This window comes from Bowdeniella massiliensis (genome assembly GCF_023634005.1).
In the GTDB taxonomy this organism is placed as follows: Bacteria; Actinomycetota; Actinomycetes; order Actinomycetales; family Actinomycetaceae; genus Bowdeniella; species Bowdeniella massiliensis.
Window position 1 is genome coordinate 52565 of the sequence record NZ_JALIQR010000015.1, and the last position, 15891, is coordinate 68455.

Sequence of the window (15891 nt, forward strand, 5' to 3'; positions counted from 1 at the left end):
ATTTGGGATGATGGGGGCATGTCTGCGCTGAACCCTGCCCTCAACGTTGTGCTCGACGACCTGGAAGACGCGGGGCTCAGCGCCGATCCCGACGCCATCGCGAGCGCCTTTGCCGACTGGGCCGAGCGCAGCGGCCGCCCGCTATACGACCACCAGGCCGAGGCCACCCTCGCCATTGTCTCTGGCGCGCACACGATCGCCGCTACCCCGACGGGCTCCGGCAAGTCGATGATCGCCCTCGCCGCCCACCTCAACTCGCTGGCGGCGGGCGGCCGCACCTATTACACCGCGCCGCTGAAGGCCCTCGTCTCGGAAAAGTTCTTCGACCTCATCCACCTCTTCGGCTCCGCCAACGTCGGCATGATCACGGGCGACGCGGCCGTCAACCCGGGCGCTCCGATCATTTGCTGCACCGCGGAGATCCTCGCCATGCAGGCCCTGCGCGAGGGCGAGAACCTCGACGTTCATAGCGTCGTGATGGACGAATTCCATTTCTATTCCGACCCGCAGCGCGGCTGGGCGTGGCAGGTGCCGCTGCTCGAGATCCCGCACGCCCAGTTCATCCTCATGTCGGCAACGCTCGGCGACACGGCATTTTTCGAACGCGACCTGACCGATCGCACCGGCCGCGAGGTCATCACCGTCACGAGCGCCACCCGTCCCGTGCCGCTGAACTTCTCCTACTCGATCGAGCCCATCCACGAACTCCTCGACGAGCTCGTCCACACCCACCGCGCGCCCGTCTATGTCGTGCATTTTTCCCAGCGCGACGCCGTCGAACGCGCGAGCGCCCTGCTCAGCGTCACCCTGATCGATAAGGACCGGCAGGCAAAGATCGCCGCGGCCCTCGGCGATTTTCGCTTCGGGCCGGGCTTTGGCCAGACGCTGTCCAAGCTCGTGCGCCGCGGCATCGGCGTGCACCACGCGGGCATGCTCCCGCGCTACCGCCGCCTCGTCGAGCGCCTCGCCCAATCGGGCCTGCTCGCCGTCGTGTGCGGCACCGATACCCTCGGCGTCGGCATCAACGTGCCGATCCGCACCGTCGTGCTGACCAAACTCACCAAGTTCGACGGGGTGCGCGAACGCCACCTCAGCGCGCGCGAATTCCACCAGATTGCCGGGCGCGCCGGGCGCGCGGGCTTCGACACGATGGGCGACGTCGTCGTCCAGGCCCCCGAACACGTCATCGAGAACGCCGCCGCGCTGAAAAAGGCCGACGGCGACCCCAAGAAGGTCAAGAAGATCACGCGCAAGAAGGCGCCCGTCGGCGTCGTGAACTGGACGGAATCGACCTTCGAGCGCCTCGTGGCCGCCGATCCCGAGCCGCTCACCAGCCACATGGAGGTCACGCACGCACTCGTGCTTTCCGTGCTGGCGCGCCCGGGCGATCCCGTCGCCCATCTCTACCACCTGCTGAGCGCCACCCACGAGCAGGTCGGCGAGTCGAACCACCTGCTGCGCGAGGCCGTCCACGTCATCCGCTCGTTGCGCCAGGCGGGCGTCATCGAACACGTCTCCAGCGAGCAGGCTAGGCGCGAGGGCACGCCGCGCCTGCGGCTGACGGCGGACCTGCCCGAGGATTTCGCGCTCAACCAGCCGCTCTCCCCGTTCGCGCTCGCCGCCATCGAACTGCTCGAACCCGAATCCGAGACCTACCCGCTCGACGTCGTCTCGGTCATCGAGGCCGTCTGCGAGAGCCCCATGCCGCTGCTGTACGCGCAGCGCAACGCGGCCCGCGGCGAGGCGATTGCGGCGATGAAGGCCGAGGGACTCGACTACGACGAGCGCATGGCCCTGCTGGAAGAGGTGACCTGGCCCGAACCGCTGAAAGACTTGCTCGAGCCGGCCTTCGCCACCTATTCGCGTACCAACCCGTGGGTCCTTGGCCGCGAGCTGCAGCCTAAGTCCGTCGTACGCGAGATGATCGAGAACGCGATGACGTTTTCCGACCTCATCTCTCGCTACGACGTCGGGCGCAGCGAGGGCGTCGTCTTGCGCTACCTCACCGACGTCTACCGCTCGCTGCGCCAGATCCTGCCCGAGGCCGCGCGCACCGAGGCAATGGCCGGCATCATCGAGTGGCTCGCCGCCCTCATCCGCGCCGTCGATTCCTCCCTGCTCGACGAGTGGGAACAGCTCGCCGATCCAGATACCGATCGCCGCGTCGATCCCGACGCGACCGACGGCGCCGAACGTGCCTTTGGCGCCGACGAGTCCGGTCGTGTCGCATTCAGCGCCAACCCGCATGCCCTGCGCACCGCGATCCGCAGCGAGCTCATGGATGTCCTCCAGTTGCTCGATCGCGAACGCTACGACGAACTCGCCGAGCGCTTTACCGCGCGCGATTTTTCCGCCGACGACTGGGCCGATGCGATCGACCCGTACTTCGAGGAATACGAATGGATCGGAACCGGCCCGCAGGCGCGCGGCTCCTCCTACCTGACCTTCGCACCCGATCCCGACGCCGCCGATCTCCACCTCCTCGGCTTCGATGAGTCCTACGCCGATACCGAGCGCCTGCTTGCCGTCACCCAGATCTTGCAGGACCCGCACGACGATCACGCCTGGTCGCTGCGCGTCCTTGTCGATCTGGCTGCCTCCGATGAGCAGCGCCGCCCTGTGCTGCTCGCCGGCCGCGTGGCCGAGGTCGGCGCCTAGACCAGCAGCACCCAGCCGCCCACGACACCGACGAGCAGCGCTAACGCCACCGAGCCGAGTGCCACGGGATAGGAAAAGACCCAATCCTCACGCTCGCGCCCGGGCTGGACGAAGGCCCCGATGAGGATCGTCGCGGCGAGCACCACCCACCCGGCAAGGATCGCCCCCGCGATCGCGGGCCCCATCACCTGCGCCGCAGCCACGTCCATCGCGACGCTCGCCTGGGAGGTAAACCAGCGCGTGAAGTACGTCGGGATCCGCACGAGCTCTCCGCCCTGGACCCACCAATCCTGCACCGCGCGCACCGTGGAGATCACGACGGGCACGAGCACGAGCACAACGATCGCCACCGGTACAAAGCGCGCCGCCGCGCCCCAACCGGTACGACGCCGCACAAACCACAGGGCAAAGGCGCCGAGCGGCGCGAGCGCAAAGATCGCCACCGCCGCCGCAAACGCCGCGATCGCCGCCCCGCTCGGCGCCCCCGGCGCGCGCAGCTGCTCGCCCAGCGTCGCCGCGTCAATGCTCTCGGCAACGAACCCCAGCACCGGCCGCGCCATCGCGATCAGCAGCGCAAGGACCGCGAGCGCCACGGAGGTGGGGATCGCTATCCCCCGCAACCACCCGAAACGCTCGACCATATCGCCAGCTTAGGTGAGCTTACGCACAGCGGCCCGATATCGGGGGTTTCCGAGTTGTCTTTTCGGCAAAGCGCGCGGTAATGTTTCTGAGGTCGAAAGACACCGCGCCAATAGCTCAACTGGCAGAGCAGCTGACTCTTAATCAGCGGGTTCGGGGTTCGAGTCCCTGTTGGCGCACACGAAAGCCCTCGGCAGCACGCCGGGGGCATCGTCATATCTATGGCACATTCAACGGGCGTAACCCGCTAGCTTCTTTCGTTTCACCGACTCCGTGCAGGGCGCCGTCGACAATCAGAAGCTCAGCAACGATCGCGCCGCGGCCGTCGCGGCAGCGCTGAAGGATGCGCTCGGCGAGGTCACGATCACCGCCGCCGGCAAGGGCGCGACGGTGCCGATCGCCAAGGAAAGCGGCAGCGCGGAGGAGGTCGAGGCCGCCCGCGCGCTCAACCGCCGCGTCGACATCCTCCTCACCTTCGCCGACGAGGCGCCCTAGCGAGCGCCGCTAGGACAGCAACCGCGTGAGGCGGGACGGCGAGAATTTCTCTACCTCGACGTCCCGCCCTGCGATCTCGACGTCCGTACCGCTCAGCAGGTGCGCGACGACCTTGCCCGTGACCGGCCCGAGGCTCAGGCCGTGCATGTTGTGGCCGGTGGCGAGCGTGACGCCCGGCAGTTTGGCGTGCTGCCCGATGATCGGCAGCCCGTCGGCGGTCATTGGCCGCGGCCCGACCCACTCATGGCTCGTGTCATGCCAGCGAATCCCGCGCACCAGCGGCGCCGTCACCCGCTTGATCATCGTGATGCGATCGGGGTGGAAGGCCTCATAGGTGCCGTCGATCTCCATCGCTCCGACGACGCGCAGCGCGCCGGAAATTGGCACGAGCACGGTGCGCGCATCGGAGAGGTGAATGAGGTGGCGCGGCAGCTCGTCGGCGGCGACGGTAAAGGAGTAGCCCTTTCCGGGAATGACGCCGAGGTGGACACCATAGGGTTTGACCAGCTCGCTAGACCACGCGCCTGCGGCAACGACGATGTGATCGGCGGCGAGGTTGATTCGCGTCCCCTGGTGCAGGTAGTCGATGCTCGGGTGATCGCCCGCGTGCAGCCCCGTGACGCGGGCGCCTTCCAGGAACTCCACGCCGTCGGCCTTTGCCACCTCACCCAGGCTTTCGACGAAGCGACCGGGATCGATCCACCGCGCGCCGTAGTCGATGAAGCCCGCGGTGCACGCGCGCGAGAGCGTCGGCTCGGTCTGCCAGAGATCCTCGCCCGTGAGCAGCGGACCCGGCGCATCCGCGACGCCTAACTTGGAGCGCTGCGTCAGCACCTCGTGGAAGGCCCGCACGTGGGCCTCGTCCACGGCGGTGTACAGGAAGCCCGTGCCACCGCCGCTCACCTCAACGCCCGCCGCGGCGAGCTCGTCGAAGGCAGCCAACGCGCCGGCCCCGAGCTGCACCATCGCCGCCACGCCGAGGCTCGTATACGTCGGCAGCGAGGATTTCATGAAGCCGAATCCGAAGGTCATGAGGCGCGCGGCGCGCAGCGGCGTCAACGTGAGCGGCCCGGAGCGGGAGACGAGCCCCTTAAAGACCTCGCCAATCATGCCCGGGCCCGCGAGCGGCACGGCCGTCAGCGGCGTAATCTCGCCCGCATTGCCGCGCGAGGCACCCGAGCCGATCTGATCGCGCTCCACGACGGTGACGTCATAGCCCGCCCGTCGCAAATAAAACGCGGTGCTCAGGCCGACGAGGCCCGCGCCGATAACAATGACCTTGGACCCCGGGGCAGCTAACGCCACAGTTGCCTCACCTTCACTCGCGCTCGACCATGAGCTGGCTCACAGGATGATGAGGTCTATCTTGGCACAGATTTCGCGGCAGTCAGGACCGCTCCCCGAAGACGGCCCGCCCGACGCGCACCAGCGTCGCGCCCTCGGCGATGGCCTCCGGCAGGTCGTTCGTCATCCCCATCGACAGCTGGGTGCATTCGCCGGTGCCGGGAGCGCCGCTGGCGCGAATCTGCTCGGCTAGCTCCCGCAGCTGGCGGTAGGCGCCGCGGATCGCGCTCGCATCAGCCGTATTCGGCCCGATCGTCATGAGGCCGGTGAGCGCAAGGTTTGCCCGGGCGCCGATCTGCGTGGCGAGCTCGAGCGCCTCGGCAGGCTCGCAGCCGCTCTTGGACTCCTCACCCGAGACGTTGACCTGGAGCATGACGTCCAGGGCCGTGCGCCCCCGTCGCGCAATCTCGGACTCGCCGCCGAGGCGCTCAAGGGAGTCTGCGACGCGCTCGATCAGCTCAGCGCGATCCAGCGTCTGGATGCCCGTCGCCCAGCGCAGCGTGTGATTGACCTTATTGCGCTGCAGCGGCCCGATCATGTGCAGCTCGACGTCGAGCCCGTGGGCGCGCAGATCCTTGCCCGTCGCGACGAGTTCTTGCACCCGGTTGTGCCCGAGCACGCGCGCGCCGCATCCGATCACCGCGCGAATCGCCTCGGCGCTTTGCGTCTTGACCGCACACATCACCGCCACGCTTTCCGCCTCGCGCCCAGCCTGCTCCGCCAGGTGCGCCACGTCGGTCCTCACCTGCGCAAAATTGCGACAAATCTCGGTTTCATTCACGCCCTTACCATACGCCAGCGCACCCGCGTGATCATCGCGCCCATTGGTTTTAGCCAGCTGGGCGATTGGTGATAGTTTCATGGCTAGTAGCGAGACGTTCAGGGAAGGTCAGCGATGAGCAAGCGATTGGACACCGGCGATATTGCGCCCGAGTTCACTCTTCCGACCGTAGAAGGGTCGGTGTCACTCGATGGGTTACTGGAGCAGGCTGAGGCCGGCGTCATCGTGTACTTCTACCCGCGCGCCGCGACGCCCGGCTGCACCACCGAGGCCTGCGATTTCCGCGACAATCACTCCGCGTTGAAGGACGCCGGCTACCGCCTCGTCGGGATTTCGCCCGACCCGATCAGCAAGCTCGCCGCATTTTCGGAAGCCGAGGGCCTGAACTTCCCGCTCGCCTCCGACGAGGACAAGTCGATCATGAGCGCCTACGGCGCCTGGGGCGAGAAGAAGAACTACGGCAAGACGGTCACCGGCGTCATCCGCTCGACCATCGTCGTCGCCAAGGACGGCACCGTCGCGCACGCGCTGTACAACGTCAAAGCCACCGGGCATGTGGCGCGCGTGGCAAAACTGCTCGGCGTCGCGAACTAGTTTCCGCCTCCGGGCGGTTGTCCATTACAGTAAAGACGCCCGGTTTTTCGGGCGCGCGCGAGTGGCGAAATTGGTATACGCGCTGGATTTAGGTTCCAGTGTCTTCGGACGTGCGGGTTCAAGTCCCGCCTCGCGCACCATGCTGGCACACTCGCGCGCCATGCTGGCACAATCGAGACATGTCTGGTGTGGCGTCCTCTGACCGCGGCCCGTGGCTCGATCCCGAGCGACTCGAACTCATCCGAGCCTCCGTTCCCCTGCTCTACGTCGAAGCGATTCCTGTGCGCCTTGCCGACGATGGGGCGATCACGCACGTCGGACTGCTGCTCGGGGCGCCGCGCTCCGATCGCATCGAACGGGCGCTCGTCTCCGGCCGCGTGCTCTACCTCGAGACGATCCGGCAGGCGCTGCAGCGCAACCTCGATAAGGACCTCGGGCCAATGGCGCTGCCCCAGCTGCCCACCACGCTTGTGCCGTTCACCGTGCGGCAGTACTTCCCGCACACCCTCGATGGCGAGGCAGGGCAGGTCTCCTACGATCCTCGCCAGCACGCGGTCTCGCTCGTCTACGTCGTACCGATTGCGGGCGATGTGCAGGTCGACGGCGATTGCCTCGGCTTTGACTGGTACCCGATCGCCGACGCCAGCAGCGCTTCGCTCGCAACGGAGCTGGCGAGCGGGCACGCGGAGATCATCGCCCAGCTCGCCGCGTCCTGCCGATAGGCTGGTGCCATGGCCCACCCTGACTCGATGGATGACGCTCACCTGCCCGATTCCGATCCGGATCGGCTGATCGACGCCAGCAATGTCGATGAGCCGGACGATGGTCCGCGCCCGCTCGGAGCCTCATCGGACCCGACGCTGCTGTATGCGCTCCTGTTCGACACGCTCGCCGTCGTGGCGCTCGCGGTGATCGGCCGGGCCTCGCACAGCGAGTCGCTCGGGCTCGGGGACATCCTTTCCACCGCGATGCCGTTCCTGGCCGGAACGTATATGACGCACCTGCTCGTGGTGCGCTATTTCCACCCGATGGCGGTGGCGAGCTCGGGCATTGCCGTCGCCGCGGGGACGTGGATCGTGGGCATGCTTGGGCGGCTGTTCCTCGGGCAGACGAACGCTCCGGCCTTCATGGCCGTCTCCGCCGCGTTCCTCGCGGTGACGATTATTGGCTGGCGGTTAGCGCGCGCCCTGCTGCGCAAGCGCGGCGACGATTCGCGGAACTAGCGCGCGAAACGCCTGGCCGCGGTGGCTCATCGCGTTCTTTTCTGCCGCACTCATCTGCGCCAGGGAGCGTGCGTGCCCGTTGGGCTGCAGGATGGGATCGTAGCCGAAACCGCCATCGCCCACCGGCGCGGTGAGCAGCCGGCCCTTGAGCTCGCCATGCTCGACGTGCTCCTCCCCCTGCGGCGTGACGATCGCCGCCGCGCACACAAACTTCGCGTCGCGGTCATGCTCCTTTAGGTCCTGCATCTGGGCGAGCAGCAGCTCGTTATTAGCCTCGTCGTCGCCGTGTTTACCGGCCCAGCGCGCGGAGAAAATCCCGGGGGCCGCGCCCATGAGCTCTACCACGAGCCCCGAATCATCGGCGATCGCGATGAGCCCCGTCGCGCGCGCCATAGCGCGGGCCTTCAGCAGCGCATTTTCGGCGAACGTATCGCCGTCCTCCACGGGCTCGGGAGTGGCAACGTCGGCTGCGGAGATCAGCGCCTCCTCGGCCAGATCAGGGATCGCCTCGGCAAGAATCGTGCGCAACTCGCCGACCTTGTGCTCATTGCGCGTGGCGAGGATGAGGCGGGCGCCGTCCGGCACCTGCGCGGAGGTCAGATCGACGCCGGGGTCCTGGGCCATCTGGCCGCCCGGGACGCCGTCGGTGGGAACGGTCATGAAAGCTCCTGTGCTAGGGCCGCCTGCTGCAGCCGGGTGAGTTCGCTCGTGCCAACGACGGCGAGATCGAGCAGCGCATTGAGTTCCTCGCGAGTGAAGGCGACGCCCTCGGCCGTGCCCTGGACCTCGACGAAGTTCCCGCTGCCGGTTACGACAACGTTCATGTCGGTATCGGCGGCGACGTCCTCGACGTAGGGCAGATCCAGGCACGGGGTGCCGTCGACGATCCCGACGGAGACCGCCGCGACGGAGTCCGTGAGAACCCGCAGCTGCTCGCGGATGTGGCCGTTGGCCTTGCCCCAGGCGATCGCGTCGGCGAGGGCGAGGTAGGCGCCCGTGATCGCGGCTGTGCGGGTGCCGCCGTCGGCCTGCAACACGTCGCAATCCAGCGTGATCGAGTTCTCGCCGAGCGCATCCAGGCTCACGACGGCGCGCAGGCTGCGGCCGATGAGGCGCGAGATCTCGTGGGTGCGGCCGCCGATCTTGCCGCGCACTGATTCGCGCGCGGAGCGGGTGGAGGTGGCGCGCGGCAGCATCGCGTACTCGGCCGTCACCCAGCCGCTGCCCGAGCCCACCTTCCAGCGCGGCACACCGGGCGTGAAGGAGGCAGCACACAGCACGCGGGTGCCGCCAAATTCCACGAGGCAGGAGCCTTCGGCGGCATCCAGCCAGCCACGACTAAAGGAGATGGGACGCAGTTCGTCGACGGCGCGGCCGTCAGCGCGAGACAATGCCATGTCTCAAGGTTAGCCCGTGTTTTGCAACCCCGCCGCCACACCTTTGATCGTGATTTTCAGCAGCCGACGATCGAGCTCGTCGTCGCGCCCCTCGCGCACCGCACCAAGCGCGCGCAGCTGCAGAAGCGAGAGCGCGTCGACATACGGGTTACGCATGTGCACCGCTTGGGACAGGATACGGTGGCCGCCCAGGAGCTCATCGCGCTCAAGCACCGCCATGACGAGTTCGCGCGTTAAGCGGTATTCGTCCATGACGCGCGTTGCCAAAGCGTCGTCGTCGCCGAGCGCCAGGTACTTGTGCGCGATGCGCGGATCGGCCTTGGCGAGCGACATTTCGGCATTGTCGATGAGGGTGGCGAACAGCGGCCAGCGCTTATAGGCCTCGCGCAGCAGCTCGAGGTCATCGATCGCCGCGAGCGCGGAGCCGAGGCCATACCAGCCCGTGAGGTTGATCCGCGCCTGCGTCCAGGCGAACACCCACGGGATCGCGCGCAGGTCCTCTAGCGATGTCACCGACAGGCCACGCTTGGCGGGGCGCGAGCCGAGCGCGAGCCAGCCCACTTCCTCCTGCGGCGTGACGGTGGCGAACCACGCCGGGAAGCCCTCGGTGTGAATGAGCGCGGCGAAGGCCTGCCGGCTGACGCGATCGAGCGTGCTGGCAAGCTCGCGATAGCGTTCGGCGGCCTCGTTCAGCAGGCGTTCGTGGGAGGGCAGCGAGGACAGCAGGCTCGCGGCGGCCACCTGATCGACGTGGCGTGTCGCGATCTCCTTGACGCCATAGCGCGCCTGGATGACTTCGCCCTGCTCGGTGACCTTGAAGCGCGTCGCCACGGAATGCGGCGGCTGGGCCATGATCGCGCGGTGGGCGGGGCCACCGCCGCGGCCGAGCGCGCCGCCCCGGCCATGAAAGAGCGTGAGCTGGATGCCGGCTGCACGCGCCCATTCGGCGATGCGCGTTTGGGCTTCATACAGCGCGAGCGTGGCGGCAACGGGGCCGACGTCCTTGGCCGAATCGGAGTAGCCGAGCATGACCTCGAGGCGACGGCCGTTAGCGGCCAGCCGCTCCGCCACCTGCGGCAGTTCAATCATCTCGGCAAGGATGTCCGGCGCGGCCGTGAGGTCCGCGAACGTCTCAAACAGCGGCACGACGTCGAGCGTCGCCACCTGGCTGCCCGCGGCTGCGTGCGCGGCGAGCCGGTAGACGTTGGCGATGTCGTCGGCCGATTGCGTGAAGGAGACGATGTAGCGCCCCGCCGCCCGCGGACCGTATTTGCGCTGGATCGAGGAGATGGCCCGAAAGACGTCCAGGACCTCCTCCGGCTCAACCGCGCAGGCGACGTCCTCGCCGGCCAGGTGGGCAAGGACCTGGCGGTGGACGGCGGAGTGCTGACGAACTTCCAGCTCAGTGAAGTGGAAGCCGATCGCGTCCAGGTGACGCGCAAGATCGCGCACGGGACCACTCGCCGCGGCCGTTGCCCCCTGGGCGGCGAGAGATTCCATCACGAGGCGCACGTCGCGAGCCGCTTCCTCGCTCGTGTCATAGCCGAGGTCCGCGTTTCGCGCAGCCGTCGCGAGCAGCCGCTGGCGAATCATGAGGATCGCCTGGCGGTGCGGCTCGCCCGGCGCATCGCGCTCGATGAGAGCAAAGGCCTCCGGATCACGCTCGCGCACATCGGACAGCAGCGCCGCGAGTTCGGAGCTTGCCGGCGTGTAGCGGTCATCGTGCGTGAGGGCCTTGCCGGCGGTTTCGGCATCGGCGGCGAGCAGCGCGATCGCCGCCTCGTGCGCCATCACCGCGGCCTGGCGCGTGATCGTCGCGGTCACGAACGGATTCCCGTCGCGATCGCCGCCAATCCAGCTTCCCAGGCGCATGAAGGGCGTGAGTTCGGGCGCCGGCATGTCCCACGCCGCGAGCGAGTCGGCAAAGCGGTGCAGCGATTCGGTAATGACGGGATACATCGTCGCACGCGCCGCGGACAGCGCCGTCGCGACCTCATCGAGCGGCTCCGGTTTGGTGGGCCGCAGCTGCGCCGTCAGCCACAGCGTTTCCACGTGCCGCTCGATCTCGCGGTCGATCTCGCGCAGCCGCCGCACCGAGGCGGTCGCATGCCGGTCGTTGACGAGGGCGACGAGCGCGCGAATCGGCGCGGTGATGGCCCGACGACGAGCCTCCGTCGGGTGGGCCGTGAGCACCGGATGGAAGCGCAGGCTCGTAAGCAGGCCCGCGGCCTCGCTCTCCCCCACTTCGGCGACGGCGGCGCGATAGGCCGTCGCGAGCGAATGGCCGGCGGGGGCCTCAGCTTCGGCCGCCGGATCGTCGCGCGCGATGAGGATCCGCACCCGGTAGGCCTCTTCGCACAGGTTGACGAGATGGAAATAGACGCCGAAGGCGCGGGCCACCTCGATAGCGCGGCCGGGGCTAAAGTCCGCGACGATCTGTTCGGCGCTCGCTAGTGAAGCATCGGGCTCTTCGACGGCGGCAAGGACGGCGCTGCGCAACTGCTCCACATCATCGAGCAGCTCGGGCCCGCCGTAGCGCGTCAGGGCCCGGCCGAGCGCATCGCCAAGAAGGCGGACGTCGCTGCGAAGATCGTCGGGCAGGCTGCGGCGGGCGGCAACACGTGAATTCGGCATGCGCCCAGGGTACCTAAATTGTGAACGTCGCTCCGGCTTGGGCGATCGCGGTGGACCCCTGCCACTCGTCGAGGCACTCGGCAAGGACATCGTGCGGTTTCGTCCACGGCTGGATGTGGGTCAGCACGAGGGTTGCCGGCTTTGCCGCCTTGGCGACCTGGCCCGCGCGACGGCCCGTGAGGTGGATGCCGCGCACGGTGTCCATCCCCTCGCGAAATGCCGCCTCGCACAGGAACAGGTCCGTCCCGCGCGCGGCCTCGATCACGCCGTCGCAGTAGTCGGTATCGCCGGAATACGACAGCGTCACGTCCCCGTCCTGCTCGCACGAAGGACCGGTGATGCGCACCGCATACGTCGGGACGGGATGCCAGACGGGAAACGATTCGACGGTGAAGGGCCCCATGGTTCGCACGGTTTGCGGATCGTGCTCGATGAAGTCGAACTCGGCCGAGTAGTCTTCCTCGGGCCCATCGCCGCCGACGCCGCGGACGCGATCCACCGCCCCCGCGGGCGCGAGCACCGGGATCGGCCCGAGCGGCCCGTCGGGATGCCACCGCCGAAAGACGTGCATCCCGATCATGTCGACCATGTGATCGGCGTGCATGTGCGACAAGATAATGCCATCGAGGTCTGCCGGTGAGCAGTGCTGCCACAGCGCGCCGAGCGCCCCGGAGCCCATATCGAGCGCGATGGACCAGCGACGGCCAGCCGCATCATCGGCCTGCACGAGATAGCAACTCGAAGCCGAGCACGGTCCGGACATCGAGCCTGAGCATCCTACGACGGTGATTTTCATGTCACGGCCTCCTCGACCGCGGTGACCTCCGGGCCTAGGAAGCGCGAGGCGAGTTGCTGGAAGGCGCGCGCATCCCCCGTCGCGCGGAACTGGTGACGCGGGATGTTATCGGCTGGCGCGAGCATTCCCGTCGCGGTCAGGCGACGGTAGACGTCCTTCGCGGTTTCCTCCGCCGAGCTCACAAGCGTGACGTCCTCCCCCATGACGTAGGAGATGACGCCGGTCAGCAGCGGGTAGTGGGTGCAGCCGAGCACGAGCGTGTCTACCCCGGCGTCGCGGATCGGCGCGAGGTAGTCCTCGGCGATCGCGAGCAGTTCGTCGCCCGTCGTGATGCCGGCCTCGACGAACTCGACGAAGCGCGGGCAGGCCGCGGCGGTGATCGTCAGGCCAGGCGCGACGGAGAACGCATCCTGGTACGCCCCGGAGGTGATCGTCGCTTCCGTGCCAATCACCCCGACGCGGCCATTGCGGCTCGCGGCCACGGCGCGGCGCACCGCAGGGTGGATGACCTCGATGACGGGGATGCCCTTGCCACGCGTGTAGCGCTCGCGGGCGTCGTGAGCGGCGGCCGATGACGCCGAGTTACAGGCGATGACGAGGGCCTTGACGCCCTGGTCTACGAGCTCGTCCATGATGTCGAGCGCGAGGGAACGCACCTGCGCGATCGGCCGGGGGCCGTAGGGGCAGTGGGCAGTATCGCCGATGTAGTGCACGCTTTCACGCGGCAGCTGATCGATGACGGCGCGCGCCACCGTCAGGCCTCCGACGCCTGAGTCGAACATGCCGATGGGTGCAGCGCTCATAGAAGGGAGCCTACGGTGAAGGCTCCGCAGCGCCCATAGCTTGCAAGAGTGAATCCTGCCACCACGTGAGAAATGCGTAGACCTCCGTGAGCACCGTCGTCGCACGATCTCCCGCCTCGTGGGCATCGCGCAGCCGGTCGATGTCATCCGCGTCACGGATCTGCAGCCGCTCGGCTATGAGCAGTCGCACATCGGTGAGTGCGGACAGCACCTCGTGCTCGCTGCCATGGGGCACGAGCACCCGGTCATCGTCGGATAGCAGAATGTCGTGCAGCAGCCGAAGCTGGCGGGCCTTGGCGTTGCGGATCCGGCGCTGCGTATCAAGGCGCAGCTCGTCGGCGAGGTCGGCGTCCTCCAGGCTCATCGCCGGCAGCAGCCGCGCGAGCGCGGGATCGTCCCCCGCGTCTTCCTGCGTATCGGCAACGTCGAAATCGAGCGCGGCCAGCACGGCGTCATCGGAGCCCGCATCGGGCACGGCCTCCAGCGGCCGGTTGAGGATATCGCCGAGATCCTCCACCGCGCGCGCGACCATGAGCCGCACGGAGGCATCGGGACTCGAGGCGTAGCCGCGCGCTACCCGCATGAAACGTTCGATCATGGTGCCTTCGTCATTGTCGCCCACAGCCCATAGATGTGCAGCGCTTCGCAGTGGCGCGCCATCATCTCCCGGGCACCGGAGGCGACGACGGCCTTGCCCTCGCGGTGGACCTGCCACATGAGCGATTCCGCGTGCGCGCGGGTATATCCAAAGTGACGCTGGAAGACGTAGGTGACGTAGCTCGTGAGGTTAACGGGATCGTCCCAGACGATTGTTTGCCATGGGCGATCGCTGAGCGTTTCGGCACGCTCAATTCGCTCGGCGATCGGTGCCGAGCCGACGGACACGAGTGCGCTGGACATCACCCACATTGTGACACCCGAAGGCGCGATGCAACGCGGTTATCGCACGATACGCGGGTAGCCTTAAGCCCATGACCGAGACCCGCACCACGGCGCTGTTAACGGATAAGTATGAGCTGACCATGATCGACGCGGCGATCGCCTCCGGGCACGCTGATCGGCTCAGTGCGTTCGAGCTCTTTGGCCGGCGACTGCCCGCCACCCGGCGCTACGGAGTCGTCGCCGGAATCGCCCGCGTGCTGGACGCCGTCGAGAGTTTCCGTTTCACCCCCGACGAGATTGCCTATCTGCGGGATTCGACGACGCTGAGCGATGAGACGCTGGACTTCCTCGCCGATTACCGCTTTTCGGGCGATATCTCGGGCTACGCCGAGGGCGAGTGCTACCTGCCGGGCTCCCCTTTGCTCTCCGTCACCGGTACCTTTGCCGAAGCAGTGCTGCTAGAGACGGTGCTGCTGGCGATTCTTAACCACGACTGCGCCGTCGCCGCCGCAGCCTCCCGCATGACGAGCGCGGCACACGGCCGGCCATGCCTGGAGATGGGCGCGCGTCGCACCCATGAAGAGGCCGCCGTTGCCGCAGCGCGCGCGGCCGTCGTTGCTGGCTTTGCGGGCAGCTCCATTTTGGAGGCCGGACGCTCCTACGGAATCGAGACGATCGGCACCGCGGCGCATTCCTTTACGCTGCTCTACGACTCCGAAGAGGAAGCCTTCGACGCCCAGATCGCTGCCCTTGGCCCAGGCACGACGCTGCTCGTCGATACCTACGACGTGACGACGGGGGTGGAGCGCGCCGTGGCCGCTGCCCGCCGCGCCGGCGGCGAGCTCGGGGCCGTCCGACTCGACTCGGGCGATCTCATCGCCCAGGCCTTCACCGTGCGCCAGCAGCTCGATGATCTCGGCGCACACGACACCAAGATCACCGTCACCTCGGACCTCGATGAGTACGCCATCGCGGCGCTCGGCGCCGCTCCCGTCGATTCGTATGGCGTCGGCACCAAGGTCGTGACCGGTTCTGGCCATCCCACTGCGGAACTCGTGTACAAGCTCGTGGCACGTCAGGATGACAGCGGCCAGTGGACGCCGGTGGCAAAGAAATCCAGCTCCAAGCAGTCAATCGGGGGCCGCAAGTACGCCGGCCGCGTTGTTGCCGAAGGCCATGCCGCCGTCGAGCTCGTCGTCGCCAGCGATGATCCGCAAGCAGCTCGCTACTACCTCGCCTCTCGCGGCGCACGTCCCCTTCAGGTGGACCTCGTCAGCGGCGGCGAGATCAACGAGGAGCATCGCGGCCCTGCAGCCCTGGACGCTGCCCGGAAGCGCCACGAATCCTCCCGCGCAGAACTCCCCTACCAGGCATGGCGCCTGTCCGAGGGTGAGCCTGCGATCCCAACCGTCATGGAAGTTCTCTAGGCCTTCGCTCAATTCACATGACGAACCCCCTACGGGTCTGTCCGATGAACGGTGTGTAGGGTCCGGCGGTTTTCATTAGTGGGTGGTCCTGTCGAACCGTCCGGCGAAGGTGATCGCGAACGCGTTCAGCGCAGGCTTCCACCTCATCACCCAGCGTGCCCGGCCTCCGCCGCTGGGGTCAAGCGAACGCGTCACCAGATACAGGCACTTGATCGCCG

The 15891-nt window shown here is 67.6% G+C and carries 16 protein-coding genes and 2 tRNA genes; 8 read left to right on the top strand and 10 right to left on the bottom strand.

Going from position 1 to position 15891, the window contains the following annotated elements:
* Nucleotides 1–18: 18 nt before the first annotated feature.
* On the top strand, nt 19–2658 hold the full coding sequence (locus tag MUN85_RS10690) for a DEAD/DEAH box helicase (RefSeq protein WP_250506679.1): 2640 nt from the start codon (nt 19–21) through the stop codon (nt 2656–2658).
* Here the strand turns inward: MUN85_RS10690 and MUN85_RS10695 are convergent.
* Complete coding sequence (locus MUN85_RS10695; RefSeq protein ID WP_250506680.1) at nt 2655–3299, bottom strand: hypothetical protein; 645 nt, start codon at nt 3297–3299, stop codon at nt 2655–2657. The genes MUN85_RS10690 and MUN85_RS10695 overlap by 4 nt on opposite strands.
* 104 nt (nt 3300–3403) lie before the next feature.
* Between MUN85_RS10695 and MUN85_RS10700 the strand changes: the two genes are divergently transcribed.
* Together MUN85_RS10700 and MUN85_RS10705 are read left to right on the top strand one after the other, a co-directional pair.
* A tRNA-Lys gene (locus MUN85_RS10700) sits at nt 3404–3476 on the top strand.
* A gap of 94 nt (nt 3477–3570) precedes the next feature.
* Complete coding sequence (locus tag MUN85_RS10705; RefSeq protein WP_250506681.1) at nt 3571–3792, top strand: OmpA family protein; 222 nt, start codon at nt 3571–3573, stop codon at nt 3790–3792.
* Nucleotides 3793–3801: 9 nt separating this feature from the next.
* Here the strand turns inward: MUN85_RS10705 and MUN85_RS10710 are convergent, their stop codons facing one another.
* Together MUN85_RS10710 and MUN85_RS10715 are read right to left on the bottom strand one after the other, a co-directional pair.
* Complete coding sequence (locus MUN85_RS10710; protein ID WP_250506682.1) at nt 3802–5097, bottom strand: NAD(P)/FAD-dependent oxidoreductase; 1296 nt, start codon at nt 5095–5097, stop codon at nt 3802–3804.
* Between the two features lie 82 nt (nt 5098–5179).
* Nucleotides 5180–5917: a YggS family pyridoxal phosphate-dependent enzyme gene (locus MUN85_RS10715; RefSeq protein WP_250506683.1), complete on the bottom strand. Its 738-nt coding sequence runs from the start codon at nt 5915–5917 to the stop codon at nt 5180–5182.
* 114 nt (nt 5918–6031) lie between these two features.
* Here MUN85_RS10715 and bcp point away from each other — a divergent pair, with 114 nt between their 5' ends.
* The 4 genes from bcp to MUN85_RS10735 all read left to right on the top strand — a co-directional run bounded on the left by bcp (nt 6032) and on the right by MUN85_RS10735 (nt 7734).
* On the top strand, nt 6032–6511 hold the full coding sequence (gene bcp / locus MUN85_RS10720) for a thioredoxin-dependent thiol peroxidase (RefSeq protein WP_250506684.1): 480 nt from the start codon (nt 6032–6034) through the stop codon (nt 6509–6511).
* A gap of 55 nt (nt 6512–6566) precedes the next feature.
* Nucleotides 6567–6651, top strand: a tRNA-Leu gene (locus MUN85_RS10725).
* 39 nt (nt 6652–6690) lie between these two features.
* Nucleotides 6691–7233, top strand: a complete 543-nt coding sequence (locus MUN85_RS10730) for a DUF4916 domain-containing protein (protein WP_250506685.1) — start codon at nt 6691–6693, stop codon at nt 7231–7233.
* Between the two features lie 9 nt (nt 7234–7242).
* Nucleotides 7243–7734, top strand: a complete 492-nt coding sequence (locus MUN85_RS10735; RefSeq protein ID WP_250506686.1) for a DUF3054 domain-containing protein — start codon at nt 7243–7245, stop codon at nt 7732–7734.
* On the opposite strand, the gene rdgB is transcribed toward MUN85_RS10735, so the two are convergent.
* The 7 genes from rdgB to clpS are packed head-to-tail and all read right to left on the bottom strand — an operon-like array spanning nt 7687 to nt 14264.
* Nucleotides 7687–8394 (bottom strand): RdgB/HAM1 family non-canonical purine NTP pyrophosphatase, encoded by a 708-nt coding sequence (gene rdgB, locus MUN85_RS10740; protein ID WP_431603561.1) that lies wholly within the window; start codon nt 8392–8394, stop codon nt 7687–7689. The two genes, MUN85_RS10735 and rdgB, sit on opposite strands and share 48 nt — an antisense overlap.
* Nucleotides 8391–9131 (bottom strand): ribonuclease PH, encoded by a 741-nt coding sequence (rph, locus tag MUN85_RS10745; RefSeq protein WP_250506687.1) that lies wholly within the window; start codon nt 9129–9131, stop codon nt 8391–8393. Before rph ends, rdgB begins: the two co-directional genes overlap by 4 nt.
* A 9-nt stretch (nt 9132–9140) precedes the next feature.
* Nucleotides 9141–11765: a phosphoenolpyruvate carboxylase gene (locus tag MUN85_RS10750; protein WP_250506688.1), complete on the bottom strand. Its 2625-nt coding sequence runs from the start codon at nt 11763–11765 to the stop codon at nt 9141–9143.
* 13 nt (nt 11766–11778) lie between these two features.
* Entirely contained in the window at nt 11779–12561 is a 783-nt protein-coding gene (locus MUN85_RS10755) for an MBL fold metallo-hydrolase (RefSeq protein WP_250506689.1), read from the bottom strand.
* On the bottom strand, nt 12558–13364 hold the full coding sequence (murI, locus tag MUN85_RS10760) for a glutamate racemase (RefSeq protein WP_250506690.1): 807 nt from the start codon (nt 13362–13364) through the stop codon (nt 12558–12560). Before murI ends, MUN85_RS10755 begins: the two co-directional genes overlap by 4 nt.
* 10 nt (nt 13365–13374) lie before the next feature.
* Nucleotides 13375–13962 carry a DUF2017 family protein gene (locus MUN85_RS10765; RefSeq protein WP_250506691.1) on the bottom strand — a complete coding sequence of 196 codons (588 nt, stop codon included), beginning with the start codon at nt 13960–13962 and terminating at the stop codon, nt 13375–13377.
* Nucleotides 13959–14264, bottom strand: a complete 306-nt coding sequence (clpS, locus tag MUN85_RS10770) for an ATP-dependent Clp protease adapter ClpS (protein ID WP_250506692.1) — start codon at nt 14262–14264, stop codon at nt 13959–13961. The genes MUN85_RS10765 and clpS overlap by 4 nt, the downstream gene beginning before the upstream one ends.
* A 71-nt stretch (nt 14265–14335) precedes the next feature.
* On the opposite strand from clpS, the gene MUN85_RS10775 reads away from it, so the two are divergent.
* Nucleotides 14336–15673 carry a nicotinate phosphoribosyltransferase gene (locus MUN85_RS10775; protein WP_250506693.1) on the top strand — a complete coding sequence of 446 codons (1338 nt, stop codon included), beginning with the start codon at nt 14336–14338 and terminating at the stop codon, nt 15671–15673.
* Nucleotides 15674–15891 lie beyond the last annotated feature (218 nt).